Annotated in this window: 15 protein-coding genes; 8 read left to right on the top strand and 7 right to left on the bottom strand. The window is 45.4% G+C overall.

Annotation, left to right across the window (positions count from 1 at the left end; genetic code table 11):
- Window positions 1–131: 131 nt before the first annotated feature.
- On the top strand, window positions 132–1,136 hold the full coding sequence (locus AC0J2X_RS05370; RefSeq protein WP_435787127.1) for a hypothetical protein: 1,005 nt from the start codon (window positions 132–134) through the stop codon (window positions 1,134–1,136).
- A gap of 7 nt (window positions 1,137–1,143) precedes the next feature.
- Here AC0J2X_RS05370 and ccoG read toward each other — a convergent pair whose 3' ends face one another.
- The 3 genes from ccoG to AC0J2X_RS05385 form a co-directional block, all read right to left on the bottom strand.
- Window positions 1,144–2,517 (bottom strand): cytochrome c oxidase accessory protein CcoG, encoded by a 1,374-nt coding sequence (gene ccoG, locus AC0J2X_RS05375; protein ID WP_069943714.1) that lies wholly within the window; start codon window positions 2,515–2,517, stop codon window positions 1,144–1,146.
- A gap of 234 nt (window positions 2,518–2,751) precedes the next feature.
- Window positions 2,752–4,149: an aminotransferase-like domain-containing protein gene (locus tag AC0J2X_RS05380; RefSeq protein WP_416022456.1), complete on the bottom strand. Its 1,398-nt coding sequence runs from the start codon at window positions 4,147–4,149 to the stop codon at window positions 2,752–2,754.
- A 93-nt stretch (window positions 4,150–4,242) separates the two neighbouring features.
- Complete coding sequence (locus AC0J2X_RS05385; protein WP_014978266.1) at window positions 4,243–5,640, bottom strand: PhoH family protein; 1,398 nt, start codon at window positions 5,638–5,640, stop codon at window positions 4,243–4,245.
- A gap of 522 nt (window positions 5,641–6,162) precedes the next feature.
- On the opposite strand from AC0J2X_RS05385, the gene AC0J2X_RS05390 reads away from it, so the two are divergent.
- Entirely contained in the window at window positions 6,163–7,560 is a 1,398-nt protein-coding gene (locus tag AC0J2X_RS05390) for a gluzincin family metallopeptidase (RefSeq protein ID WP_416022457.1), read from the top strand.
- 1 nt (window position 7,561) lies between these two features.
- Here AC0J2X_RS05390 and AC0J2X_RS05395 read toward each other — a convergent pair whose 3' ends face one another.
- A complete protein-coding gene (locus tag AC0J2X_RS05395; RefSeq protein ID WP_171337542.1) occupies window positions 7,562–8,353 on the bottom strand; it encodes a DUF4019 domain-containing protein in 792 nt (263 codons plus the stop codon).
- Window positions 8,354–8,682: 329 nt separating this feature from the next.
- On the opposite strand from AC0J2X_RS05395, the gene rapA reads away from it, so the two are divergent.
- From rapA to AC0J2X_RS05425, 6 genes are all read left to right on the top strand, one after another.
- Window positions 8,683–11,544 (top strand): RNA polymerase-associated protein RapA, encoded by a 2,862-nt coding sequence (rapA, locus tag AC0J2X_RS05400; RefSeq protein ID WP_472995837.1) that lies wholly within the window; start codon window positions 8,683–8,685, stop codon window positions 11,542–11,544.
- Between the two features lie 54 nt (window positions 11,545–11,598).
- Entirely contained in the window at window positions 11,599–12,315 is a 717-nt protein-coding gene (gene rluA / locus AC0J2X_RS05405) for a bifunctional tRNA pseudouridine(32) synthase/23S rRNA pseudouridine(746) synthase RluA (protein ID WP_061094166.1), read from the top strand.
- A gap of 149 nt (window positions 12,316–12,464) precedes the next feature.
- On the top strand, window positions 12,465–13,352 hold the full coding sequence (locus AC0J2X_RS05410) for a DUF3530 family protein (protein WP_039224451.1): 888 nt from the start codon (window positions 12,465–12,467) through the stop codon (window positions 13,350–13,352).
- A 142-nt stretch (window positions 13,353–13,494) separates the two neighbouring features.
- Window positions 13,495–13,818 (top strand): hypothetical protein, encoded by a 324-nt coding sequence (locus AC0J2X_RS05415; protein ID WP_014948188.1) that lies wholly within the window; start codon window positions 13,495–13,497, stop codon window positions 13,816–13,818.
- A 43-nt stretch (window positions 13,819–13,861) separates the two neighbouring features.
- Window positions 13,862–15,208 carry an AmpG family muropeptide MFS transporter gene (locus tag AC0J2X_RS05420; RefSeq protein ID WP_069943709.1) on the top strand — a complete coding sequence of 449 codons (1,347 nt, stop codon included), beginning with the start codon at window positions 13,862–13,864 and terminating at the stop codon, window positions 15,206–15,208.
- 79 nt (window positions 15,209–15,287) lie between these two features.
- Window positions 15,288–17,480 (top strand): response regulator, encoded by a 2,193-nt coding sequence (locus AC0J2X_RS05425; RefSeq protein ID WP_472995838.1) that lies wholly within the window; start codon window positions 15,288–15,290, stop codon window positions 17,478–17,480.
- On the opposite strand, the gene AC0J2X_RS05430 is transcribed toward AC0J2X_RS05425, so the two are convergent.
- Genes AC0J2X_RS05430 through AC0J2X_RS05440 form a run of 3 tightly spaced genes read right to left on the bottom strand, consistent with a single transcriptional unit; the run spans window position 17,475 to window position 20,374 of the window.
- Window positions 17,475–18,464, bottom strand: a complete 990-nt coding sequence (locus AC0J2X_RS05430; protein WP_081099330.1) for a sensor domain-containing diguanylate cyclase — start codon at window positions 18,462–18,464, stop codon at window positions 17,475–17,477. The genes AC0J2X_RS05425 and AC0J2X_RS05430 overlap by 6 nt on opposite strands.
- The gene (locus tag AC0J2X_RS05435; RefSeq protein ID WP_061094163.1) at window positions 18,461–19,531 is read right to left on the bottom strand and encodes a response regulator; all 1,071 of its coding nucleotides are present in this window, start codon (window positions 19,529–19,531) and stop codon (window positions 18,461–18,463) included. Before AC0J2X_RS05435 ends, AC0J2X_RS05430 begins: the two co-directional genes overlap by 4 nt.
- Before the next feature lie 9 nt (window positions 19,532–19,540).
- Window positions 19,541–20,374 (bottom strand): thymidylate synthase, encoded by an 834-nt coding sequence (locus tag AC0J2X_RS05440; protein ID WP_061094162.1) that lies wholly within the window; start codon window positions 20,372–20,374, stop codon window positions 19,541–19,543.
- Between the last annotated feature and the right edge of the window lie 7 nt (window positions 20,375–20,381).

The following is a 20,381-nucleotide window of genomic DNA, read 5'->3' on the forward strand; positions in this document are numbered from 1 at the left end:
CCTTTGCTAGGGTAATGGGCTGGCACGACCCAAGGCAAAGGCTTCAAAATAGCCTTTGCCTTGTTTTTTTCATTTTCACGCGCATACTCACAAAATGAGTGATCAATTATTGAGTTAACCCAACGATAACAATGAAGCTTCACACTAACTCGAAAAAAAAGAACATTTGGCGCTTTATTAGTAAGGTAACGAGATACCTTGGCCTCGCAACGACCCTTGTGGTTTTCCATGTTCAGCATGCGCTCTCTGAACAACTCGAGTTCAAAAGAAAGAAGACTGATACCGGCATGCAGTTCTATTACGAATGGATTGACGGTGCGAAGCAGCGACATAACCTCAAGTTTGAAATTCCCTTTGAGTCAATTGAAGACTTGCCGCTAAGGCAAACTAATTACAAGCCCAAAATAGCACAGCGACACGTGACTGTTGCGTTGACCAAAGCAGCAAAGGCTATCGACCCCAAGGACGCAAAAGTAACAATCAAGCCCATGAGAGAAGCCATTAATATTAAAGTGTCGGGGACTGACGAAGATAAAATAGAAGACGTTCAAGCGCATTTACGTGACGTACAGCAAAACGCTTACGATAGCTACTTGCATGAACATTACTTCACGCGCTTTACGACTTTATTTAACCAAAGTGCCATAAAGCCAGATCACCTGCGTTACATCTCTGAGTCAGTAAAACCTTTGGTGTCCGTTTCTCAAGCGTTTTACGAGAAAGTCGCGTCTGAGTCAGATTCAAGAGCCTATTTTTCTTTAATTCTCAGTTGGCTGCAAAGCATCCCTTACGACACGTTAGAAGATAGAGTAGTGAGTAATGGCTCTGGGTATGCGCCGCCCATAAGTGTGCTTATGCAGAACCTAGGGGACTGTGACAGTAAAGCAGTGTTAGCGTCTTCAATGGTAAGAGCTTTTTTACCTACTACAAAGATGATTGTGCTTTACCTGCCCAACCACGCCTTGCTTGGAATTGCATTAACCCCCATGGCAGATGACCGAACCATAGAGTACGATGGCGACGTTTACGTGCTCTATGATCCTACGGGTCCGGCACTCATTCCTTTCGGGCAAGTATCCGAAGATACAGAGCGCAACATTGTGACCGGGCGCTACCAAGTGGAAGTAGTAGAGTAAGTTTCATCTACATTTGCCTGTTATTCCCTGAATAGAACATCACTTCATTGCCAATCACACTGTTGGTAGATTTATCGATAATAACAAAGCTAACAGATTGCATGGTATTAGCCATTGGCGACAATGCTTCAACTGAAAACGGCACATTTCGCTTTTCGCCTGGTGCTACGTTTATAGTCGGTACGTTAATAAGCTGCATATCTGATGGCGTTTCTATAGCAATTTCATAGGTTTTGGCCACGCGGGATTTATTTAAAACGGTTAACGTATAAGTGTTTTCAATGTGTCCCGCGTTGTTCTCTCTGTAAAGCGCGTTGCGGTCACGGCTAATTGAAGCTTCGAAGTCCTGCCTGTCGATAGCCCACTCGCCCATTGCGAGCAGTATGGCAATGATTGCGGCGCCGTAAAGATAGTTAGTGAATTTACGCCCAGAATTCCTGCCGGCTCGCGAAAAATTGATAAGTTTGAGCGGATAGCCAAATTTGGCCATGACCTTGTCGCATGCGTCAATACACAGGCCACAGTTAATGCACTCGTACTGAATTCCTTCACGAATATCTATGCCTGCTGGGCAGACTTGAACGCACAAATTACAATCCACACAATCGCCCAAGTCTTTGTGCTGTGAAAAACGCTTCCTTGGCCCGCGACTTTCTCCTCTCGTTTCGTTGTAAGTAACCAATGACGTACTGTTATCAAACATCGCAGCTTGAAAGCGAGAATAGGGGCACATGTGCGTGCACATTTTCTCTCGAAGCCAACCGGCATTGGCATAAGTGCAAACGGCAAAGAACATTGTCCAGCCTGAAATTAACGCAGGCGCAGAGAAAGTGAAAAACTCCGTATAAAGACGAGATGCCGGATAGAAATAAGACATAAAAACCAGCGCAGTAATAAGGCTTAATGCCAACCATGCACTGTGTTTTGCCCCCTTTACGACTACTTTTGTTAGTGAGCTAGGCTGCTTATCTAAAGCCTTGCTTTGATTGTGCGTACCTTCAATACGGCGCTCTACCCAATTGAAAGCCAGAGTCCATACGGTTTGAGGGCAAGTAAAGCCACACCATACTCGCCCGTAATGACGGGTGACTAAAAACAAAACAAAAGCCGCAAGAATAAACAGTAAGGCAAAAATCATGAGGTCTTGTGGATACAACACCCATGTAAAAAGCGTGAGGGTTTGACGCCCCACATCAAACAAAATCGCCTGCTGTCCTTGGTATTGAATAAAGGGGAGCGCAACAAACAGCGTCACTAATACTATATTCAAGTATCGACGTATTTTTTGAAAGTGCCCAGTTTCCTCACGGATATAGATTTTTTTGCTTTCTACGGGTGTACAAGCAATGATGTCTTCTTGCCGAATTTTAACTGCCGTCATTAGCTTTCTCCGAAAATTTTGCGCTAATGGTAGGGATTTAAGGCCGTTAAAATAGAAACAGATTAGGGGTTTCTTTATAGATCAGTTGCAATAGTTTTTAAGGCGTAGATATTTAAGGTGTAGGCTTTGAAGTCGCAGATTTTTAAGGTGTATGTTTTTCTTGTTTCAAACTTGCGCCCTTTACAGAATGTGCAAAAACTATGGTTTGCGTTACACAGAGTGATAACGCGTTATTTATGAAAGACTTTTTATAAATAGCGAAAGCTTAAGCAGTTGATTGCGCTTCGCTTCATTCAGAGCAAACGATGCATTTAAACGAAAACAATGGTTAAACTCATTGGTTAAGCTAAACAGTTTTCCTGGCGCAATGGTGATGTGTAAACGCAACGCTTCTTTATAAATAGCCATTGCATCAACATGCCCCCGGCATTCCACCCACAAAAAATAGCCGCCGCTATGTGTATGAATAGTCGCAACGTCTGATAGAAGGTCGGTAAGCAGCGCCGTTATCGTCTTCTTACGAGCGATGAGTTTTTTTCGCAGCTGCTTTAAATGAGACTCGTAATTTTTTGTGGATAAATAGTCTACAAGCGCAAGCTGTATCGGCGCACTGGTTGCCAATGTACTCATAAGCTGCTGTTTTTGTATTTCAAGGGCACGCTTACCTGCGGCGACCCACCCTATTCTGTACCCCGCCACTAAAGACTTGGAGAACGATGAACACAACATGCTATCTCCCTCTTTCATAAAATGCTTAATTGGCAGAGGTGGACGCTTATCAGCATAAAGCTCGGCATACACATCATCTTCAATAAGGGCAACATTATACTTATCGAGTAACGCGGCCACCTGCTGTTTTTGAACGTCACTCAATGAGTATCCAACAGGATTTTGAAAGTTGCTCATAAGCCAGCAGGCTTTCACATTATGATTTTTAAATGCGCGCTCAAGTGCAGCTACATCCAATCCAGTGTTGGCTGATACCGTTACAGTAATCGCTTTTAGACCTAAACGTTGAAGCGCCTGCAGCGTTCCGTAAAACACCGGCGACTCGACAACCACCCAGTCTCCTGGTGTGGTGCATGCCTGCAAACTCAAGTTCAGCGCCTCTAGCGCACCAGCGGTAACAATGATTTCATCAGGCGATATATTCACGCCTTTGGCGGCATAGCGCTTAGCGATGATTTTTCTAAGGTCCAGGTTACCTGGAGGCAAATTATCCATGGCGCTGGTCAAGGAAATTTGCTGGGCGGCAGCTGCAATAGACTTATTTAAATGTTGCCTTGGATAAAGGCTTGGGTCGGGGTAAGCAAATCCTAAACTGAACATGTGGGGGTCGCGAGAGGCCTGCAGCACTTCATATACAAAGTCGTTAATGCTGACGGCTTCTGTGGCCTGTACACGTTCTTTTGAGGCATTGCTCGCTTTAGCTGTTACCAGAAAGCCCGAACGTTCTTGGGAGCTTACTATGCCTTGGCTTTCTAACATCTGATAGGCGTGCAGCACTGTCATTAGGCTGAAGCCTGTTTGTGCTGCCTGTTTGCGAAGCGATGGGAGCTTTTCATTTTCTACCCACACGCCGCGCTCAATCTGCTCTTTAAGTTGGTGAGCTAAAACTTCGTATTTAGCCACGTTATACTCCGATAGTTCCCACCAGCGGAGTATAACAGTGAGGACAGTATTCTGTTATAAAAACAATACTACCAATTTACGCATTATCTTAGGTTATAGATTTTCTTCAGCAAAACTCGCAAGACGACTTCTTACCACGCCGTCTAGGTTAATGGTGGCACTGCCCGAGAAGTCTTTAAACTTCTCAACCAAGTAAGTAAGCCCCGATGTCACTGCGCTCAGATAGTTACTGTCTATCTGCGCCAAGTTACCGCCCACTATCAGCTTCGTTCCTTCACCGCAACGTGTGATGATCGTTTTAAGCTGTGACGCGGTTAAGTTCTGCGACTCATCCAAAATCACAATCGCATTTTGAATACTTCGGCCTCGCATAAAGTTTACCGACTTATACTGAATGTTGGCTTTTTCCATGATGTAATTCATAGAACCTTTGGTATTTTCGTCATGCTTGTGGAGTACTTCCAAAGAATCGGTAATTGCTGCCAACCAAGGCAACATTTTTTCTTCTTCCGTTCCCGGCAAGAAGCCAATGGACTCAGCAATTTCCGGCGTGCTTCGCGTGACAATGATTTTGTCATACATGTTACGCTCTACCACCATTTCAAGGGCTGCAGCTAACGCAAGGAGCGTTTTACCACTACCGGCAGGGCCTGTGAGAATAACCATATCAATGTGTGGGTCTAGCAGCGCATGAAGCGCCATGGCCTGCCCTATATTTTTGGGTGTGATGCCCCAGGCATGACGACCCATCAAGCGTTCGTAACCTAAATCCAACACCTCTAAATGATCGTCGGTGATCTCTTCTACTAAACCTGCAAACTGTTTAGTTTCGTCGAGCAAAAACTCGTTTACATACGCTTCTGGCAACATAGACTTGGGGATAGTGTGAATAGTGTCGCGCCCTTCGCTGCGGCTATCCACGCTTTTTACGCTGTCCCAAAAATTACCTTCAAAGGTATGAAACCCGCGAGATAGATATTTGATGTCAGTAATTAGCTGGTCGGTGCGGTAGTCTTCAACATGAGCGAGGCCTGCCCCTTTCGCTTTAAGGCGCATGTTTAAGTCTTTGGTAACCAACACCACTTTTTGCGGCGCGAACGTCTTTTGCAAGTGCAGCGCTACGTTAATAATGCGGTTGTCATTCTCGTTGCTGGTAAACACTTGCTGAGCCTCAACCATGTTGAGGTCGGCGAATATAGATAGACTCCCTGTAGGTGCCGTTTGACCCGCGCCCAACCCTTCCATCGATACACCCGCTAGCATATCTTCTGGCGTTGCGTCGTGGAGTAAATCCTCCATTGCCCGAATGGATACCCGTGCATCACGCGCCACGTCTTTTTTGCTGTCTTTGATGTAGTCGAGCTCTTCCAATACGGTCATTGGAATAACAACGTCATGTTCTTTAAAGGAGAGAAAAGCGTGAGGTTCGTGCAGCAGAATATTGGTATCGAGGACGTAAATCTTAGTATCGGTAGAATTTTTTCTTGGCATCCTTCACTCCGGTAAATAAAGCCAGGTTAGACGTATTGTTCATTTATGAACGCACGCGCTAACAAGCTACAGTTACGGTTGTAGGAGAATGCCGCTCGAAACAGGACTTCTTCCCCTACTCGCGTCGACTGAGAAGCAGTACTACTCTTTCTGCCTCAAAGGTTCGTTTGTTAAATTAGCGAACCCTTAATTCCACCATAATCCAGTTTTTGAGATTTAGCACTGTTTTTTCTTTTTTATTTTTCGTTAGAACAAGTGAGAAGCGACGAACAGTCCTTTCACGTTATATGAGATAGCACAGCGCTCCCATTCTGCATTAAACAAGAAACTGGCATACTTGGTTCGTAACAAATGCTCACACTTTAACTACAGTTAGCGCAGTTTTAGCTGCGTTTTTGATACCCAAATAGGCTAAGGTGTACATGTTGAAGCGGTGAACTAAACACGGGTGCTAACCCAATGCCACAACACCTCAATAAAGTGGATGCGTTTAAATTAATAACACTCAGGGAAAGATCAGCTATGAATTGGCTTAACATCACAAAAATAAAAACGGCCATAAGCATGACGTTATCGCTACTAGCGTACTTTAACGCCGAAATTGCATGGGCGAATAGCCAAGCGCACAATGATTCTTCCCCTGCTAACATTCTAATCAAGGTTGAGAAAAGCACGACTGACACGTCTGAAAAATGGGTAGTCACCTACACATTGACTACGCCAGCCAAAACGCTGGCTTTTGTTAGAAACCCAGATACATCAAGAACAACACGTTGGTTCGCGCAAGACAACGACATAGAAATCGTCTTTGATAACGTCAAACACCAAGAACTTGTACGTTCGAAGTCAGGCAAGCCCCTCTCTACCGTGTCATTTTTACTGACGCCCACCTATAAACACCTGGGTAAAGATTACGCACCATTTTCTCCTTTTTCTGATGGTGGAAATGCCTTTCACTCTGGGCGACTGTTTGCTTGTGCTAATACCTGTACTGAAGAAGATAATAAATGGCACCTGACACTCAATGTTCCCAGTGATGAACACATATTGTTGAATGGCAAAGTAATGAAAAGCAGCGTGTCGTGGACAGATAACAATGATGGAAGAGTCGTGTATGTGGGTAAGCAACAGCCAATTATTACCGATGATGTGGTTGCCCTAATTGATCCCGGGCTTCCTGAAAGCATTAAAGCTTCGCTAGAAGAAAATATACCCAACATGATGGCGTTTTTCTCCCATTCTCTTAATCCGCTTAAGGGCGAAAAGCCCATGTTATTTGCCTCTTATGCAAACGTAGACGATCACTCTACACAAGGTGGAACACTACCTAACCAGATATTTATGCATTGGAACAGACAAGACTTAAATGAGCAGGCGAATAACAGCAGCTTTGTTAACCAAACACTTTGGTTCTTTGCTCACGAAGTCGCCCATTTATATCAGCCTGGCAGTACCGAAGGTGTATCAGAGAACGAGGATCAGTCTTGGCTGCACGAGGGCAACGCCGACTACTTTGCGGCAATCGCCATGAACTTCCTCTACGAAGACGCCAATAGCTACGTTGAAAGCCGAATGACCCGCGCTTTCGAGAGCTGTACTGAAGGGCTGGCGCAGACAACGCTGGCTCGTGCTTTTAAAAACGGGCACTTCAATCTTTATTATTCTTGCGGAATGATAATGCACCGCGCCATCGATAGCGTGGTGCAACAAAAAACGTTAGGTGAAGAGTCGCTGTTCACCGTATGGAAGCGACTTCAAAAAGCAGTGAATAGTGGCATGCCGCCTGGCACAGCGACGTTCTTAACCTTGTTAGAACCCTACAATGCACCTGAACTTATCAAAGCCATCAACAATGCAACGAGCGATGATGCTTTCAAAGCCATTCAAGGAATTGAAACTTTGTACCAGTTACCTGAGTAGGCTACTTAATGAAGTAGCCTATTGCTTTATATTCGCCATCAACTTCCACCATAGAAAGGGTCTCTACTTTCATTGTGGTCTGGGAATCAAAGTCAGTGGTGAACGACAAAATTAGGTAGTTTCCTTTAGGCAATCCAGGCAGTGAAGTTGGCGCTTGTGCTAACGCGATTTCCCTCGACTTGGCTGCCCCCAATGGCTCCCTGACTAGCTGCATCGCCTCAGTCCATTTAGCTATTGAAATACCGCTTCTAAAAATAGCCCCACTCTCTTTCCAGCTTTGTTCATATTCACCGCTGTCGATAAGTTCCAGCCAACTTGTTGCATCTTCAAGGACTTCGCTACTGACATTAACTGGCTTGCCAGCTTCAATTACTTGGTTGCTACCATTGTTCGCATTGACCGTTTGCGCATAATAAATAGCAGCAAACAAACTGATGGCGAGCGCTAGCGTGATCCAAAAAACATGTTGGGGATTCAACGACGTTGGCCGGTCACCCTGCAGCTTAATTGAATGATGAGCTGCGGCATTCTCGCCCGCAGTAGAAGTTTGCGAGGTTGGCTGCCCTTGAGCATGACTTGTAGTGGCGTGGGTTTCACCCATTAAAAGCGCATCGGGCGTCGTTTCGAAAACTGAAGCAAGTGCGCCTATTGAATCGTGTGATGCAGATTGTGTTTTCTCAATTCGCTGAATAGTACGCAAACTCAATCCAGACACATCTGCCAGATGCTGCTGACTCCATGCCCTAGCATTGCGAAGTTGTATAAGCTTTTGACTGTCTACTTTCATATCCATCTCGCGCTTCCTCCTGTTAGCTGCGATTCACATACGTTAAAAACGTAACGCGGTTAACAGTAAGAAATATCCATGGTCAGTTATACGACAGTTTTACGCCAACCCTGTGACAAAGCAAGCCTGATGGGCACGTCAACGTTCTTATTCTTTTGCTACCAGCATTCTCGTTGTGAAGCAAAGAAGGCCTACTAGTGCTAATCGTCTTGTTAACGCAGGGCACAGGTACTCAATCCCCCCACCTGCAACCGCAAATCAAATGAGCTAGTATTAATGACTTATCACAACGCAATGCGTACAATACCGCCCCCCGAAAAATAGGTTGGTGATTTATGAGTTCAGATAGTCAATTTTCAGTTGGTCAGCGTTGGTTAAGCAACACAGAAATAGAGCTGGGGTTAGGTGTCGTTATTGGTAGCGACTTCCGTTCTGTCGAAGTGTTGTATCCAGCAACAGGCGAAGCGCGAAAGTATACTAAGCAAGATGCGCCGCTTACGCGACTAATTTTTGAAATTGGCGAAACGGTCAAAAGCCAAGACGGCTGGGAAATGACCATTACTGAAAAAGAAGAAAGCCAAGATCTTTTCATCTATCACGGGCTTCGCGAAGACACCAAAGCGCAAGCGCGATTACCTGAAACCATGCTAGACAGCCACATTCGCTTGAACCAACCTGAAAAGCGCCTGTTCAGTCAGCAATTAGACAACCCTAAATGGTTCGATTTGCGCGAGCGTGCTTTAGATCATCAATATGATTACTTACGTTCAAACACCATTGGTCTTGCAGGTGCGCGCATATCGCTTATTCCGCACCAACTCCACATTGCGTCAGAGGTAGGCGGCAGACACGCACCTCGCGTATTACTTGCCGATGAAGTAGGTCTTGGTAAAACCATTGAAGCCGCGTTGATTATTCACCAGCAGCTTAAAACAGGCCGCGCAGAGCGCGTGCTTATTTTGGTTCCAGACTCGCTCATACACCAATGGTTAGTTGAAATGCTTCGCCGCGTTAACCTTCCTTTTGCCATTTACGATGAAAGTCGCTGCGAGGCTATAGAGAAGAGCGAAGGCTTACAAGATGACGAAATATCTGACGCGAGCGCTGTGAATCCATTTGAAAACGACCAGCTGGTACTTTGCAGTATCGACTTCCTAAGCAAGAGCGAAAAACGCCAGCAGCAAATTCAAGCTGCAGGATGGGATTTAATGGTTGTCGATGAAGCCCATCACCTTGCGTGGTCAAGTGAGGCTTGCTCTGCCGAATACCTGTGTGTGGAAGCGCTGGCAAACCAAACACCTGGTGTATTACTGCTTACCGCAACGCCTGATCAACTTGGTCACGAAAGCCACTTTGCCCGCTTGCGCCTGCTCGACCCGGCTCGCTTCCATAGCTACGATGCATTCTTAGATGAAGAATCGAAATACAGCCAACTGGCCGATGCGGTAGCGCCATTACTTTCAGACGCCGAGCCTAACGACAAACAACGCAGCAAACTCGCAGAATTCGCGCCTGACGTAATGGAACATGTGGGTGATTTAAGCTCGCCGGAAAATCGCCATGCGCTGCTGCACCAACTTATCGATTGTCACGGCACAGGCCGTATGCTGTTTAGAAACCGCCGCGCCAATATCGAAGGCTTTCCGATGCGTAAATTAAGCGCTTACGAACTGGCTTTGCCTGAGGTTTATTCAGATGCCGTGAGCGGCGGCGACTTAACCTATTCACTGTATCCTGAACGTATGGCAAGCGTGGTTAACAGCTGGACCAAGCAAGACCCGCGCGTTGAATGGCTGCTTGATTTCATGCAAAGCGTTAAGCCAGAAAAGATTCTGCTTATTTGCGCAAGCGCCCGTACAGCGCAAGAGTTAGGTGAGGTTATTCGCACGCAAACCGGTATTCGCCACAGTGTATTCCACGAAGGCATGAGCATTGTGGAGCGCGACAAAGCGGCTCATTATTTTGCCGATGAGGAAGACGGCGCACAAATTCTACTGTGTAGTGAAATTGGTAGCGAAGGCCGTAACTTCCAGTTCGCTCACCATTTGGTGCTGTTCGATTTGCCTATTACGCCAGATCTGCTTGAACAACGTATTGGTCGTCTTGACCGTATTGGCCAAACCCAAACCGTACAAATTCACGTGCCGTATTTAGCGAAAACCGCGCAGCACGTATTACTAGATTGGTATCACGAAGGGCTGAATGCCTTCGAAAAGACCTGCCCCACGGGCTCTGGTGTGTTTGACGACGTGAAGCCATTGCTTATTGGTGCCTGCTTACACCCTGACGATATAAGCGCCCGTGATGAGCTAGTGAACATGAGTGTTACGCTTAATAGCCAGCTCGTGGCGCAGCTTGAAGCCGGTCGCGATCGTCTTCTAGAGCTTAATGCTTCGGGAGAGGGCCGCGTAGAACAACTGCTTGAAGACATTATTACCCTTGATAGCGAACAGGATTTATCCCGCTTTATGGGCCGCGTATTCGATGCTATCGGTGTTCAGCAGGATGAAAAAGGCAATGACTGCTTTATTCTTATGCCAACCGAGTCGATGGTGAGCCAGCTTCCAGGTCTTGACCCAGAAGGCATGACGGTTACTTACAAGCGCCGTGTAGCCACCACGCTAGAAAACGTACAGTTTTTAAGTTGGGATCATCCACTTGTGCATACCGCCATGGACGTAGTACTCACCGACGTACACGGAAAAAGCAGCATGGGCTTTATTGCCGAGCCGTCTTTGCCAAAAGGCGCTTATTGGGTTGAGGCGTTGTTTGTGCTGCAAGCGCAAGCGCCTAAAGCGCTTCAGTTGGGTCGCTTCTTACCTCAAACGCCCGTGCGCGTGTGTTTAGATGCGCAAGGAAACCCGTCTGAATTGAGCTTCGACGTTAAGCGTAAAATTGGACGTAAGATCTCGGCTCAGCTTCTAAAAGCCTTGCAACAGCCGCTTGAGCTTGCCATTGAAAAGGCGCGTAAGCTTGCCCATCAGCAAGCCAACCAAAAGCAACACGACGCACTTAACAGCATGCACAGCACGCTTAACGAAGAAATACAGCGCTTACGCGATCTTCAAAAGCGTAACCCAGCAGTACGTGACAGCGAAATTGAGTTTATTGAAACGCAAATGAACGCCCTTGATAAAGTTATTCAGGATGCAGATGTTCAGCTGGACGCCATTCGTATTGTGGTAAATAACCCGTAGCCTCGAAAGGTTAAACATTCAAAATCGACTGTGAAGTAACGAGTACATAATATAATGGCGAACCCAAGTTTTGTTTATAACCCACCGATGACACCTTATCTTGATATTTTGTATCAAGATGAGGACATGGTGGTTGCGCATAAACCTAGCGGGCTATTGAGCGTTCCGGGCAAAGCATTAGAGCACCGCGACTCGCTGATTAGCCGGGTGAACCGTGTGTACCCCACCGCCACAGTAGTGCATCGCTTAGACATGGCGACTTCGGGTATTTTGGTGCTGGCGCTTAATAAAGACAGCCATCGCCATATCTCGAAACAGTTTGAGTTACGTCAAACTAAAAAGCGCTACTTCGCACGTGTTCATGGGCATGTAGAACAAGACAGCGGAGAGGTTAACCTTCCCCTTATTTGCGACTGGCCAAACAGGCCAAAGCAAATGGTAGACTTCGAGCGCGGTAAAAAAGCCGTAACGCACTTTGACGTCATTGAGCGCACACTGGATGAAAAAGAGCGACCCTATTCTCTCGTTGCCCTTTATCCTATTACCGGTCGCTCTCACCAACTGCGAGTACATATGCTTGCTTTGGGTCACCCTATTTTGGGAGATAGACTCTATGCCCATGAAGAAGCGTTATCCATGGCGCCTCGTTTACAGCTTCATGCTGAAAGCTTGAGTCTTTCGCACCCGACACTTGGGCATTGGCTGCACTTTAATGTCGCCAACCCTTTTAGTCCGTTTTGCCCAAAGCCGCTCTCAGAAAGTATTGAGTAGCGTTCTAACGCTACTCAACTTTATCAATAGACTCCATTTTAGTTTTAACGCACCCTGCCGATAACCTTCGTATACGCTTGATGTACGAATTAATTTGATGCTGTCAAAGCTGAATAGATCCAGATTAAGGTAAAGGCAAACCACATTTTATGAAAAGGCACGCTCTCCTTTTAACATTTGCTGTTATTGTTTCACTATTGCCTATGACAGCTCACTGTGACTTTTTCACAGATGTTAGTCACGCCTATCTGCCTGGAGAAGTGAAACCTTTGATGATTGGAGAAGTTGAATCCCCAATTATTGAAATTGAAGCGCAAACACCATTACCTTTGGGTGTGGCTATCATACTCACCGAGCCTTTTCCCTCTAGCCTTACGCTCGCGCAGGGAAATAGCCTTGCCAACATGCTTGCAGAAAAAGGCTGGAATGTAGTGATAAGTCCGTTTAATTTGCCGGTCAATGTCACGTCCCAGCAGAATCTACCTGCTGAATCTACAAACACCGACATATCAGACTCTGAAACTACGTCTATGTCAGCCCAAAATATCCACCCCAGAAGTAATCAACTTACGCAGTATCTCAATTTTGAATCAGCAACTTCAGCGCTGAGTTTACAACTCAATGCATTGAATAATTATTTACAAGACAATTCAGGCTACCGTATGGTCATTGCACAAGGCATGCTGGCCACAACTTACTTGTCCGTCGTAGAGCAACAGCCTCAACTTCATCCAGACACTTTCGTAGCCATTTCACCTTTTTGGCCAGAAGAATCAACGAATACATTAGTTATAGATAATATAGCGCAGTCCAGCTTTCCAATATTGGATCTGTCACTAAGTGGATTTAACGATTGGGCGAACAGTACCACGCAAAAACGAAAGATTAGCGCAAAAAACGCACTAAAGATGCACTATCGACAAATAATTATTCCCAGCAATTTATTAGCCTTTAGTATAAAGGAGTTTCAGAAATCCCCTCATATTCAGATAGTTGCAAATAGCACTATTGGTTGGACTCGCCACCTAGGCTGGTAATTCGATAATTAACCGATTACGCTAAATTAGTATCCAAAACAATTACCTAAATTTAATGGTGTAAATAGCAAGCCTCTGTCCTAAGCAGTAAGATTGTTATGAACTATAATACTTTTAGCAAACATAAACGGTTGAGTTACTTGTGAGTGTTCAAGATTTCGTAGATAACAAAGCAAAGCAGCTGTGTTTCTATTTGAGAGCATTTTGGCAAGGAGAGCTTCCTATCGAGGAGATCGAGCTATTCTTTTGGGATAGTATGGAAGAATGGGGGCAAATTGATTACACCTTAACGCAGCCCTATACACAAAAAGAACGGGTTTTTTGGCATTTACTTCACCAAGTGCATTATTGGAATGAAGATAAGCTAATTAACGACCAGTTTCTTGTAGATGAACTAAATAACTGCGTGAATTTCCTTGAAGGTTTGGGTCATTGCCCACTCGACTGCGTAGGCATTCGTCCATAGTAAAATTTTCACTTCAACGCGTTATTGCTTCTCACTGTGGTTCATGGCTCAATATGCTTTTGTATTCTTGCCTAAGGCCGCAGTTTTGCTCAACGCTTTAAAAACGTTTAACGACAAACGATACCTCAGTATATTTCTTTTCGGCATTTCCAGTGGCTTCCCTTGGATCATGATTAGTTCAGTGCTATCTGCTTGGCTCAAAGATGAAGGTTTGTCTCGCTCGGCCATCGGCTTATTCGGCATTATTTTCGCGACATACTCTTTTAATTTCCTCTGGTCTCCGCTTGTCGACAAAATCAAGCCCCCACTATTAGGTCAACGACGAGGTTGGATTTTCGCTATGCAAGGCTGTGTAGTTTTGCTGTGTTTAGTGATGTCTCAACTCACTGCAGACCAAGATTTGTTTTATGTTGCATTAGTCGGTTTGCTTATTGCTATTGCCTCAGCCACGCAAGATATCGCCATCGATGGTTTTCGCATTGACTGTATTGCCCAAGACGACAAAGACGGCATGTCAGCTGCGTCTTCAGTAGCCACCGCTGGCTGGTGGACAGGTTATGGCGGGCTTGGTGCTATCCCGTTCTTCTTGGCTGACATGACATCTTGGACTTGGCCAAACATTTATCTTTTACTCGGTGCTCTCATGGCTTTATTAATGTGCGCCACGTATTTAGCGAACGAGCCACAAATTGACCGCGAAGCCTTACTTGAAAAGATAACAGCCAAAGATACAAAGCAGTCTCCCGTTTTTCACTGGATACAAACTACTCTTGTCACGCCATTCGCCGAATTTTTCAATCGAAACGGCGTTAAATTAGCGGCGTCGTTTTTACTGTTCATCTTTCTATTTAAAATCGGTGAAGCCTTTCTAGGCCGCATGAGTATCGTGTTTTATAAAGAAATTGGCTTTTCTAATAGCGATATCGCTACTTACTCAAAATTGCTCAACTGGTGGGTAACCATTGTGTTTTCACTGTTAGGTGGGTTGGTTAACATTCGCTACGGTATTTACCGCGGATTAATGATTGCGGGTGTGGCCATGGCCGCGTCTAACTTACTATTTGCACTGATCGCGCAAACAGGCCCTTCCACATCTCTTTTAGCCATAACCGTTATTGTCGATGGTTTTACAGGGGCTTGGAGCACCGTTGCCATGGTCGCGTTTATCTCACTATTGTGTAATCGGGCGTTTAGTGCAACCCAATACGCACTCATGGCCTCCCTGAGTGTTGCAGGCAGAACTTTGGTCGCTTCTAGCAGCGGCTTTGTTGTAGATAGTCTTGAAGGCAATTGGAGCTTGTTCTTTATTCTCACAGCAGTCATGGTAATTCCCAGCCTTTGCTTTTTGTATTCAATTAGGCACCACATAAAGCGCGTTGAGTCACCGTAATTTTATTCTACTTCCTTGCAAGTTAGCGTTAGTTGCCTACATTTAAGGTAGGTATCTCTACCGCATATTACTTGCAAGGATGAACGTGAGCTCAAACCAGGCTGGCCAGTCGCAGCGCAAATCATCATCAATTTCGCGGACATTCACTTTTTCAAAAGTGAGTGTTACAGCACTGTTGATCGCTATGGTTGTCATTGCGGTTTTAATCGCGCTGATGAGCAAACAACAAGCTCTCATAGCAGCCTTAAAGCAGCAGAGTTATTTAGAGGACAATATTCTTGCCACTGAGTCTAGTATCAATCAGTTTACGTTTCAGGTGGAGAGCAGCGCGTTTTCTGGCCCCGCGAATTATACTATTTTAAAGCGCGAGCTACAGGTCACCGTTCAAGATATATCAGAATACCTTCGCAGTAGTGCAGGTCAAGCTATCTCGCCCACCGTCTTATCCGAGAGAGACTTTGCAATAGCAAAAGAAGGATTGAATAGCGCGTCTGCACGGCAGGTCGCGCAAACCACACTAGATTTACTTTATACTCTTATTGAGTTGCCGACAGACGATGCAACTCAACGTATTCAGCAGCAATTTAGCCTGCTGCCTATGGTCAATGCCATGCAGGCGGAAGAAAACGCGTTGTTACTGCGTATTCAGGCGTTGCGCAATAAGATGCTTCTCACTACTATTTTGGGCGCAGTCGTCATTGTACTTTGGTATTTTATTGCATGTTTTTTTTACAAAAGTAACGCAAACAAGTCGCCTAAAAAGTTTGGTAAATCGAAGTTGAGACTTGCCGTTGTGGATGACGATAGAGATTTGCAAAACAAAGAGTTTTTGCAACTGATTAGTCATGAATTCAGAGCGCCAATAAGTGCAATTATCAGTGCTCTTGAACTTATTCCTAACATGGAAGAAGAGCGCACCAGACTAATTCAGCAGGCTGAACAATCCAGCTATCGACTTCTTAATCTTACCAACAACCTTACCGATGTATTAACCAATAACACTGAAGACGACCTGCACTTTTCAGATGTCGACCTAATCAGCTTGCTCGACGAATGTATCTCGCCGTTTTCTGTACGCGTAAAAGACAAAAAAATCGAATTTAATATGCACTGTAGTCACAGTGTGCCCCATTACGCAGAAACGGATCCTGTCGTCCTTTCTAAAGTAGTAGTTAACATTCTTGATAACGCCGTTAAATTTACGGCTAATGGACTGATTGACGTCACCGTTACAACCTTGGTGAAAAACCAAGGGATTTTTCTCGTTATTATAATTAGTGATACTGGAATAGGAATTGATGAGGCGACGCAAAAGCGCATGTTTGAACGCTTCTATCGCGGTGAACACTCAACTGGTCAGCGCTTCCCGGGGGCAGGAATTGGCTTGTCTGTAGCTAAACGCAGCGTTGATAAGCTGGGCGGTGCACTACAGGTAACCAGTACAGTTGGAGTTGGTACAGAGTTTAAAATTTTACTGCCTCTGAAACCTATTGAGGACCTTCCCGCTACAAATTCAGCACCGTCTAATGCGACCTTCGCCGTAGTTGACGATTTAGAGATATCTAGGCTGCATTTACAATCAATTATTACCAAAGAGGGCTTTAGCGCACGCACGTTTTCATCTGGTGCGAACTTGCTTAATCTGCACGAAGAAATACTTCAGTTTTCAGGCATTATTGCAGATTTGTACATGCCGGGCATGAATGGTCTTGAGCTAGTGAGGACGCTCAAGGCGATTTTTGGTGAACGGGTACCGCCCGTTATTGTGCTGTCAGCAACCCCAGATATTGCCAACATTATCGCAAACAGTGAACTCCCCATCTATCAAAGCTTTGTAAAACCCATAGATAGAAACCGGTTTGTAGATGCGCTCCATCACCTCACAGCAAGTAACGCAAGAGTTGTTGAAACAACGAAAAAGGCCAACGTGTTACTGGTAGAAGACGAGCCCATTAATGCAGAAATGGTGGGGTATATGCTGCAATGTATGGGTCACGAAGTTACCGTGAGTTACACCGGTGACGACGCTATTATTAGAGTGAGTGAAAATGCGTTTGACTGTGTACTGCTGGATATCAACTTACCAGATATCAATGGCTTGGAAGTCGCTAAAATAATGAAAGAAGGTCACCCTGACCTTCCAATCATCGCCCTTACGGCGAATGCTCACAGAAGCGATAAAGAAGCGTCGCTGCAGGCAGGTATTCGATACCACTTAGTGAAGCCTGTTACCTTTCAAGAGCTCAAAAACACCCTACGCCTAGCGCTATAATGCGCTAGGCGCTGCATAAATGCGATATTGATTTCGGCCGTTTTCTTTTGCTTCATAAAGCGCCTGATCAGCACACTCAAGCCATGCCATCGCTCCTTTAAAGTCAGGAGAGAATTGTGCAAGACCTAAACTAACAGTGAAACTTATTGACTCACCTTCGTGTTCTACCACTAAACGCTTTGCTAATTGTCTGATGCGTTCGGCAACTATCTTGGCATCTTCAACCGAAGAGTCATTCAGAATAATGGCAAATTCCTCTCCGCCGTAGCGCCCTGCAAGGTCGGTTTCTCGCACACAGCGCTTAATTAGCGCTGCTAACATCTTAATCACCTTATCCCCAGCCTGATGACCATAAGTATCGTTAATACGTTTAAAATGGTCGATATCGAGCATAAGCGCAGTACTTGGCTTTTCTCGGCGCACACAAAGTTTGTGCATCTCATCAAAGCGTTCCTGCCAGTAGCGACGATTATATAGCCCAGTTAAACCGTCCACGCGGCTCGCTGTTTTCAACTCTTCGTTAAGATGCTCCATTCCACGCTTACCAAGCGCCTGCTCAGTGACATCGTAAACAAGCATACAAAACCGCTCTACGTTGCCGCGCTTATCAACAATAGGGAACATGGTCACATTTTGGTACATGAACTCTGCAGCGCTGGTTACAGGACGATTACAACCAAACTTAAACAAGTAAGGGCGCTGTTCCCAAATAATAAACACCGGGCTCTTCAAATTGAACACAGGGTCGACTTTGGTTCTCAACCACTTTTCCTCTATTTCCGGGAAATGAGAAAAAAGACTGTCTCCAATGATTGCTTCCGCTTTCTTTGCACCATGGTTTTCAAGAAACTTGTTCCACACTTGAACGTTGAAGTTGCGGTCTAGCACTGCAATGCCCACTTCAATGGAATCGAGAAGCTCTGCGGGTACTTGAGAAGAATTAGCTAAAGCACCGGTGGAAAGTGCGTCTGTTGATGCATTCATATACTTTCCTTGTCTTGTGTGACAGCGTCATCATCGAGCAGCCGAGAATAGATATGGTTCATGGCGTCACCAGGAAATAGCAACAGCAGGTCAAAGGAAATATCTCTGGCCTTAATGGCATAACCTATTTCGATAGCCATGAGCTTGCCCCATCGCTGCACGTTATCACTTAAAAGCGTTGATAGTCCTTGGTGCTGCCCCAGTAGCACCGGATGCGTGTGGCTAAAGGCGACATTTAACTGCTCTGACAAACCGTTTAAACAGGCCCCGATAAGAATATTGGAAACATCCATTAGTGCTTCTAGCGCTAGTTGGTCTGAGGAAGCTGACGGCGGATACTTTAATAGTTCAACGATGTTTTGAGAATTTGTGTCGGTAAAAATGACCAGCGCTTCGCCGCTTATACCTTCACTAATAAAGCCTTTTGAAACTGCCGACACACTGTCGTTACGATTAATTTCCGCAACCGCCATAGACAGTTCGTTGCTTTCAATTAAGTTGACGTTTGGGATAGGCAAATCAATAAATTCACCTAGCAGTTGAGCAAGATTCTCACCCGCACGCCCCATGGCAATATTGACCATTTCACGGCATGCGTCTAATTGATCTTCTTTACTCATCTGGCGCTTGGCTAAAACGGCATTTGAGTCGCTATCGTCTTGCGCTTTTTGTAAGCTCGCGCCAGAAGAATGTCTCTCGCCACTGTAAATCCCGTAAGAGGCTAGGATGTGGCTGAGTTTTTCGTTATCAATTGGCTTTCTTATGAAATCCAGGGCACCAAGAGCGAGCATTTTTTCTCGCGCTTGCGCTTGTACATCACCGGAAACGACAACCACCAAGCAAGGAAGATCCTGTTGGCGAATGGCTTCCATGGTTTGATAACCGTCCATTACCGGCATGTTTAAGTCGAGAAACACCACATCGCCTTTGCCTTCGCGAACAAGCGCGAGGGCTTGCTCACCATTCTCGGCAAACGAAATATCCACGTCCCACCCATCAGGTAAACTGCGCGCCATCTGGCGCCTTGCGAAGCCTGAGTCATCGCAAATCAATATCGGAGTACTCATGGTAACTCCTTAAATAGCTACAGGGGCTTTAATGTGTGGGTGTGACTGATAGTTTTTAAGCGTAAAATCGTCGAAAGAGAACCCAAAAATGTCTTTAACCTCTGGGTTAATTTCCATAGTTGGACGCGCAAACGGTTCGCGACTAAGCTGTAGCTCTACCTGTTCAAGATGGTTTGAATACAAATGCGCATCGCCTAGCGTATGAATAAAATCGCCGGGCTCTAAATCACACACTTGCGCCATCATCATGGTCAGTAAAGCATAACTTGCGATATTGAACGGAACGCCCAAGAAAATATCGCCGCTTCGCTGGTAAAGCTGGCAGCTAAGCTTACCGTCTAATACATAAAACTGGAAAAGTGTATGGCAGGGTGGCAGTGCTTGCTTGCCCATCGCTGCATTTTCTTTAGGAGAATAACTGGTATCAGGGAGTACCGCAGGGTTCCAGCCGCTAACGATAAGTCGACGAGAATCTGGATTGTTTTTGATTTGCTCAACCACTTCGGCAATCTGGTCTACCGAAGTGCCATCACCGCGATCCCAACTGCGCCACTGGTGTCCATAAACCGGACCAAGTTCGCCTTCTTCGGTAGCCCACTCGTCCCAAATACTCACCCCGTGCTCTTTCAAATAAGCGATGTTTGTCTCGCCTTTAAGAAACCAAAGCAATTCGTGAATAATGGATTTAAGGTGACACTTCTTTGTTGTCACCAAGGGGAAACCTTCCTGTAAATTAAAACGCATCTGATAGCCGAATACACTTAACGTACCTGTACCAGTTCGATCTTCCTTTTTCACACCCGTATCACGTACATGGCGCATTAGAGCGAGATATTCTTTCATCGTTATT

This window comes from Alteromonas sp. R7, assembly GCF_055755235.1.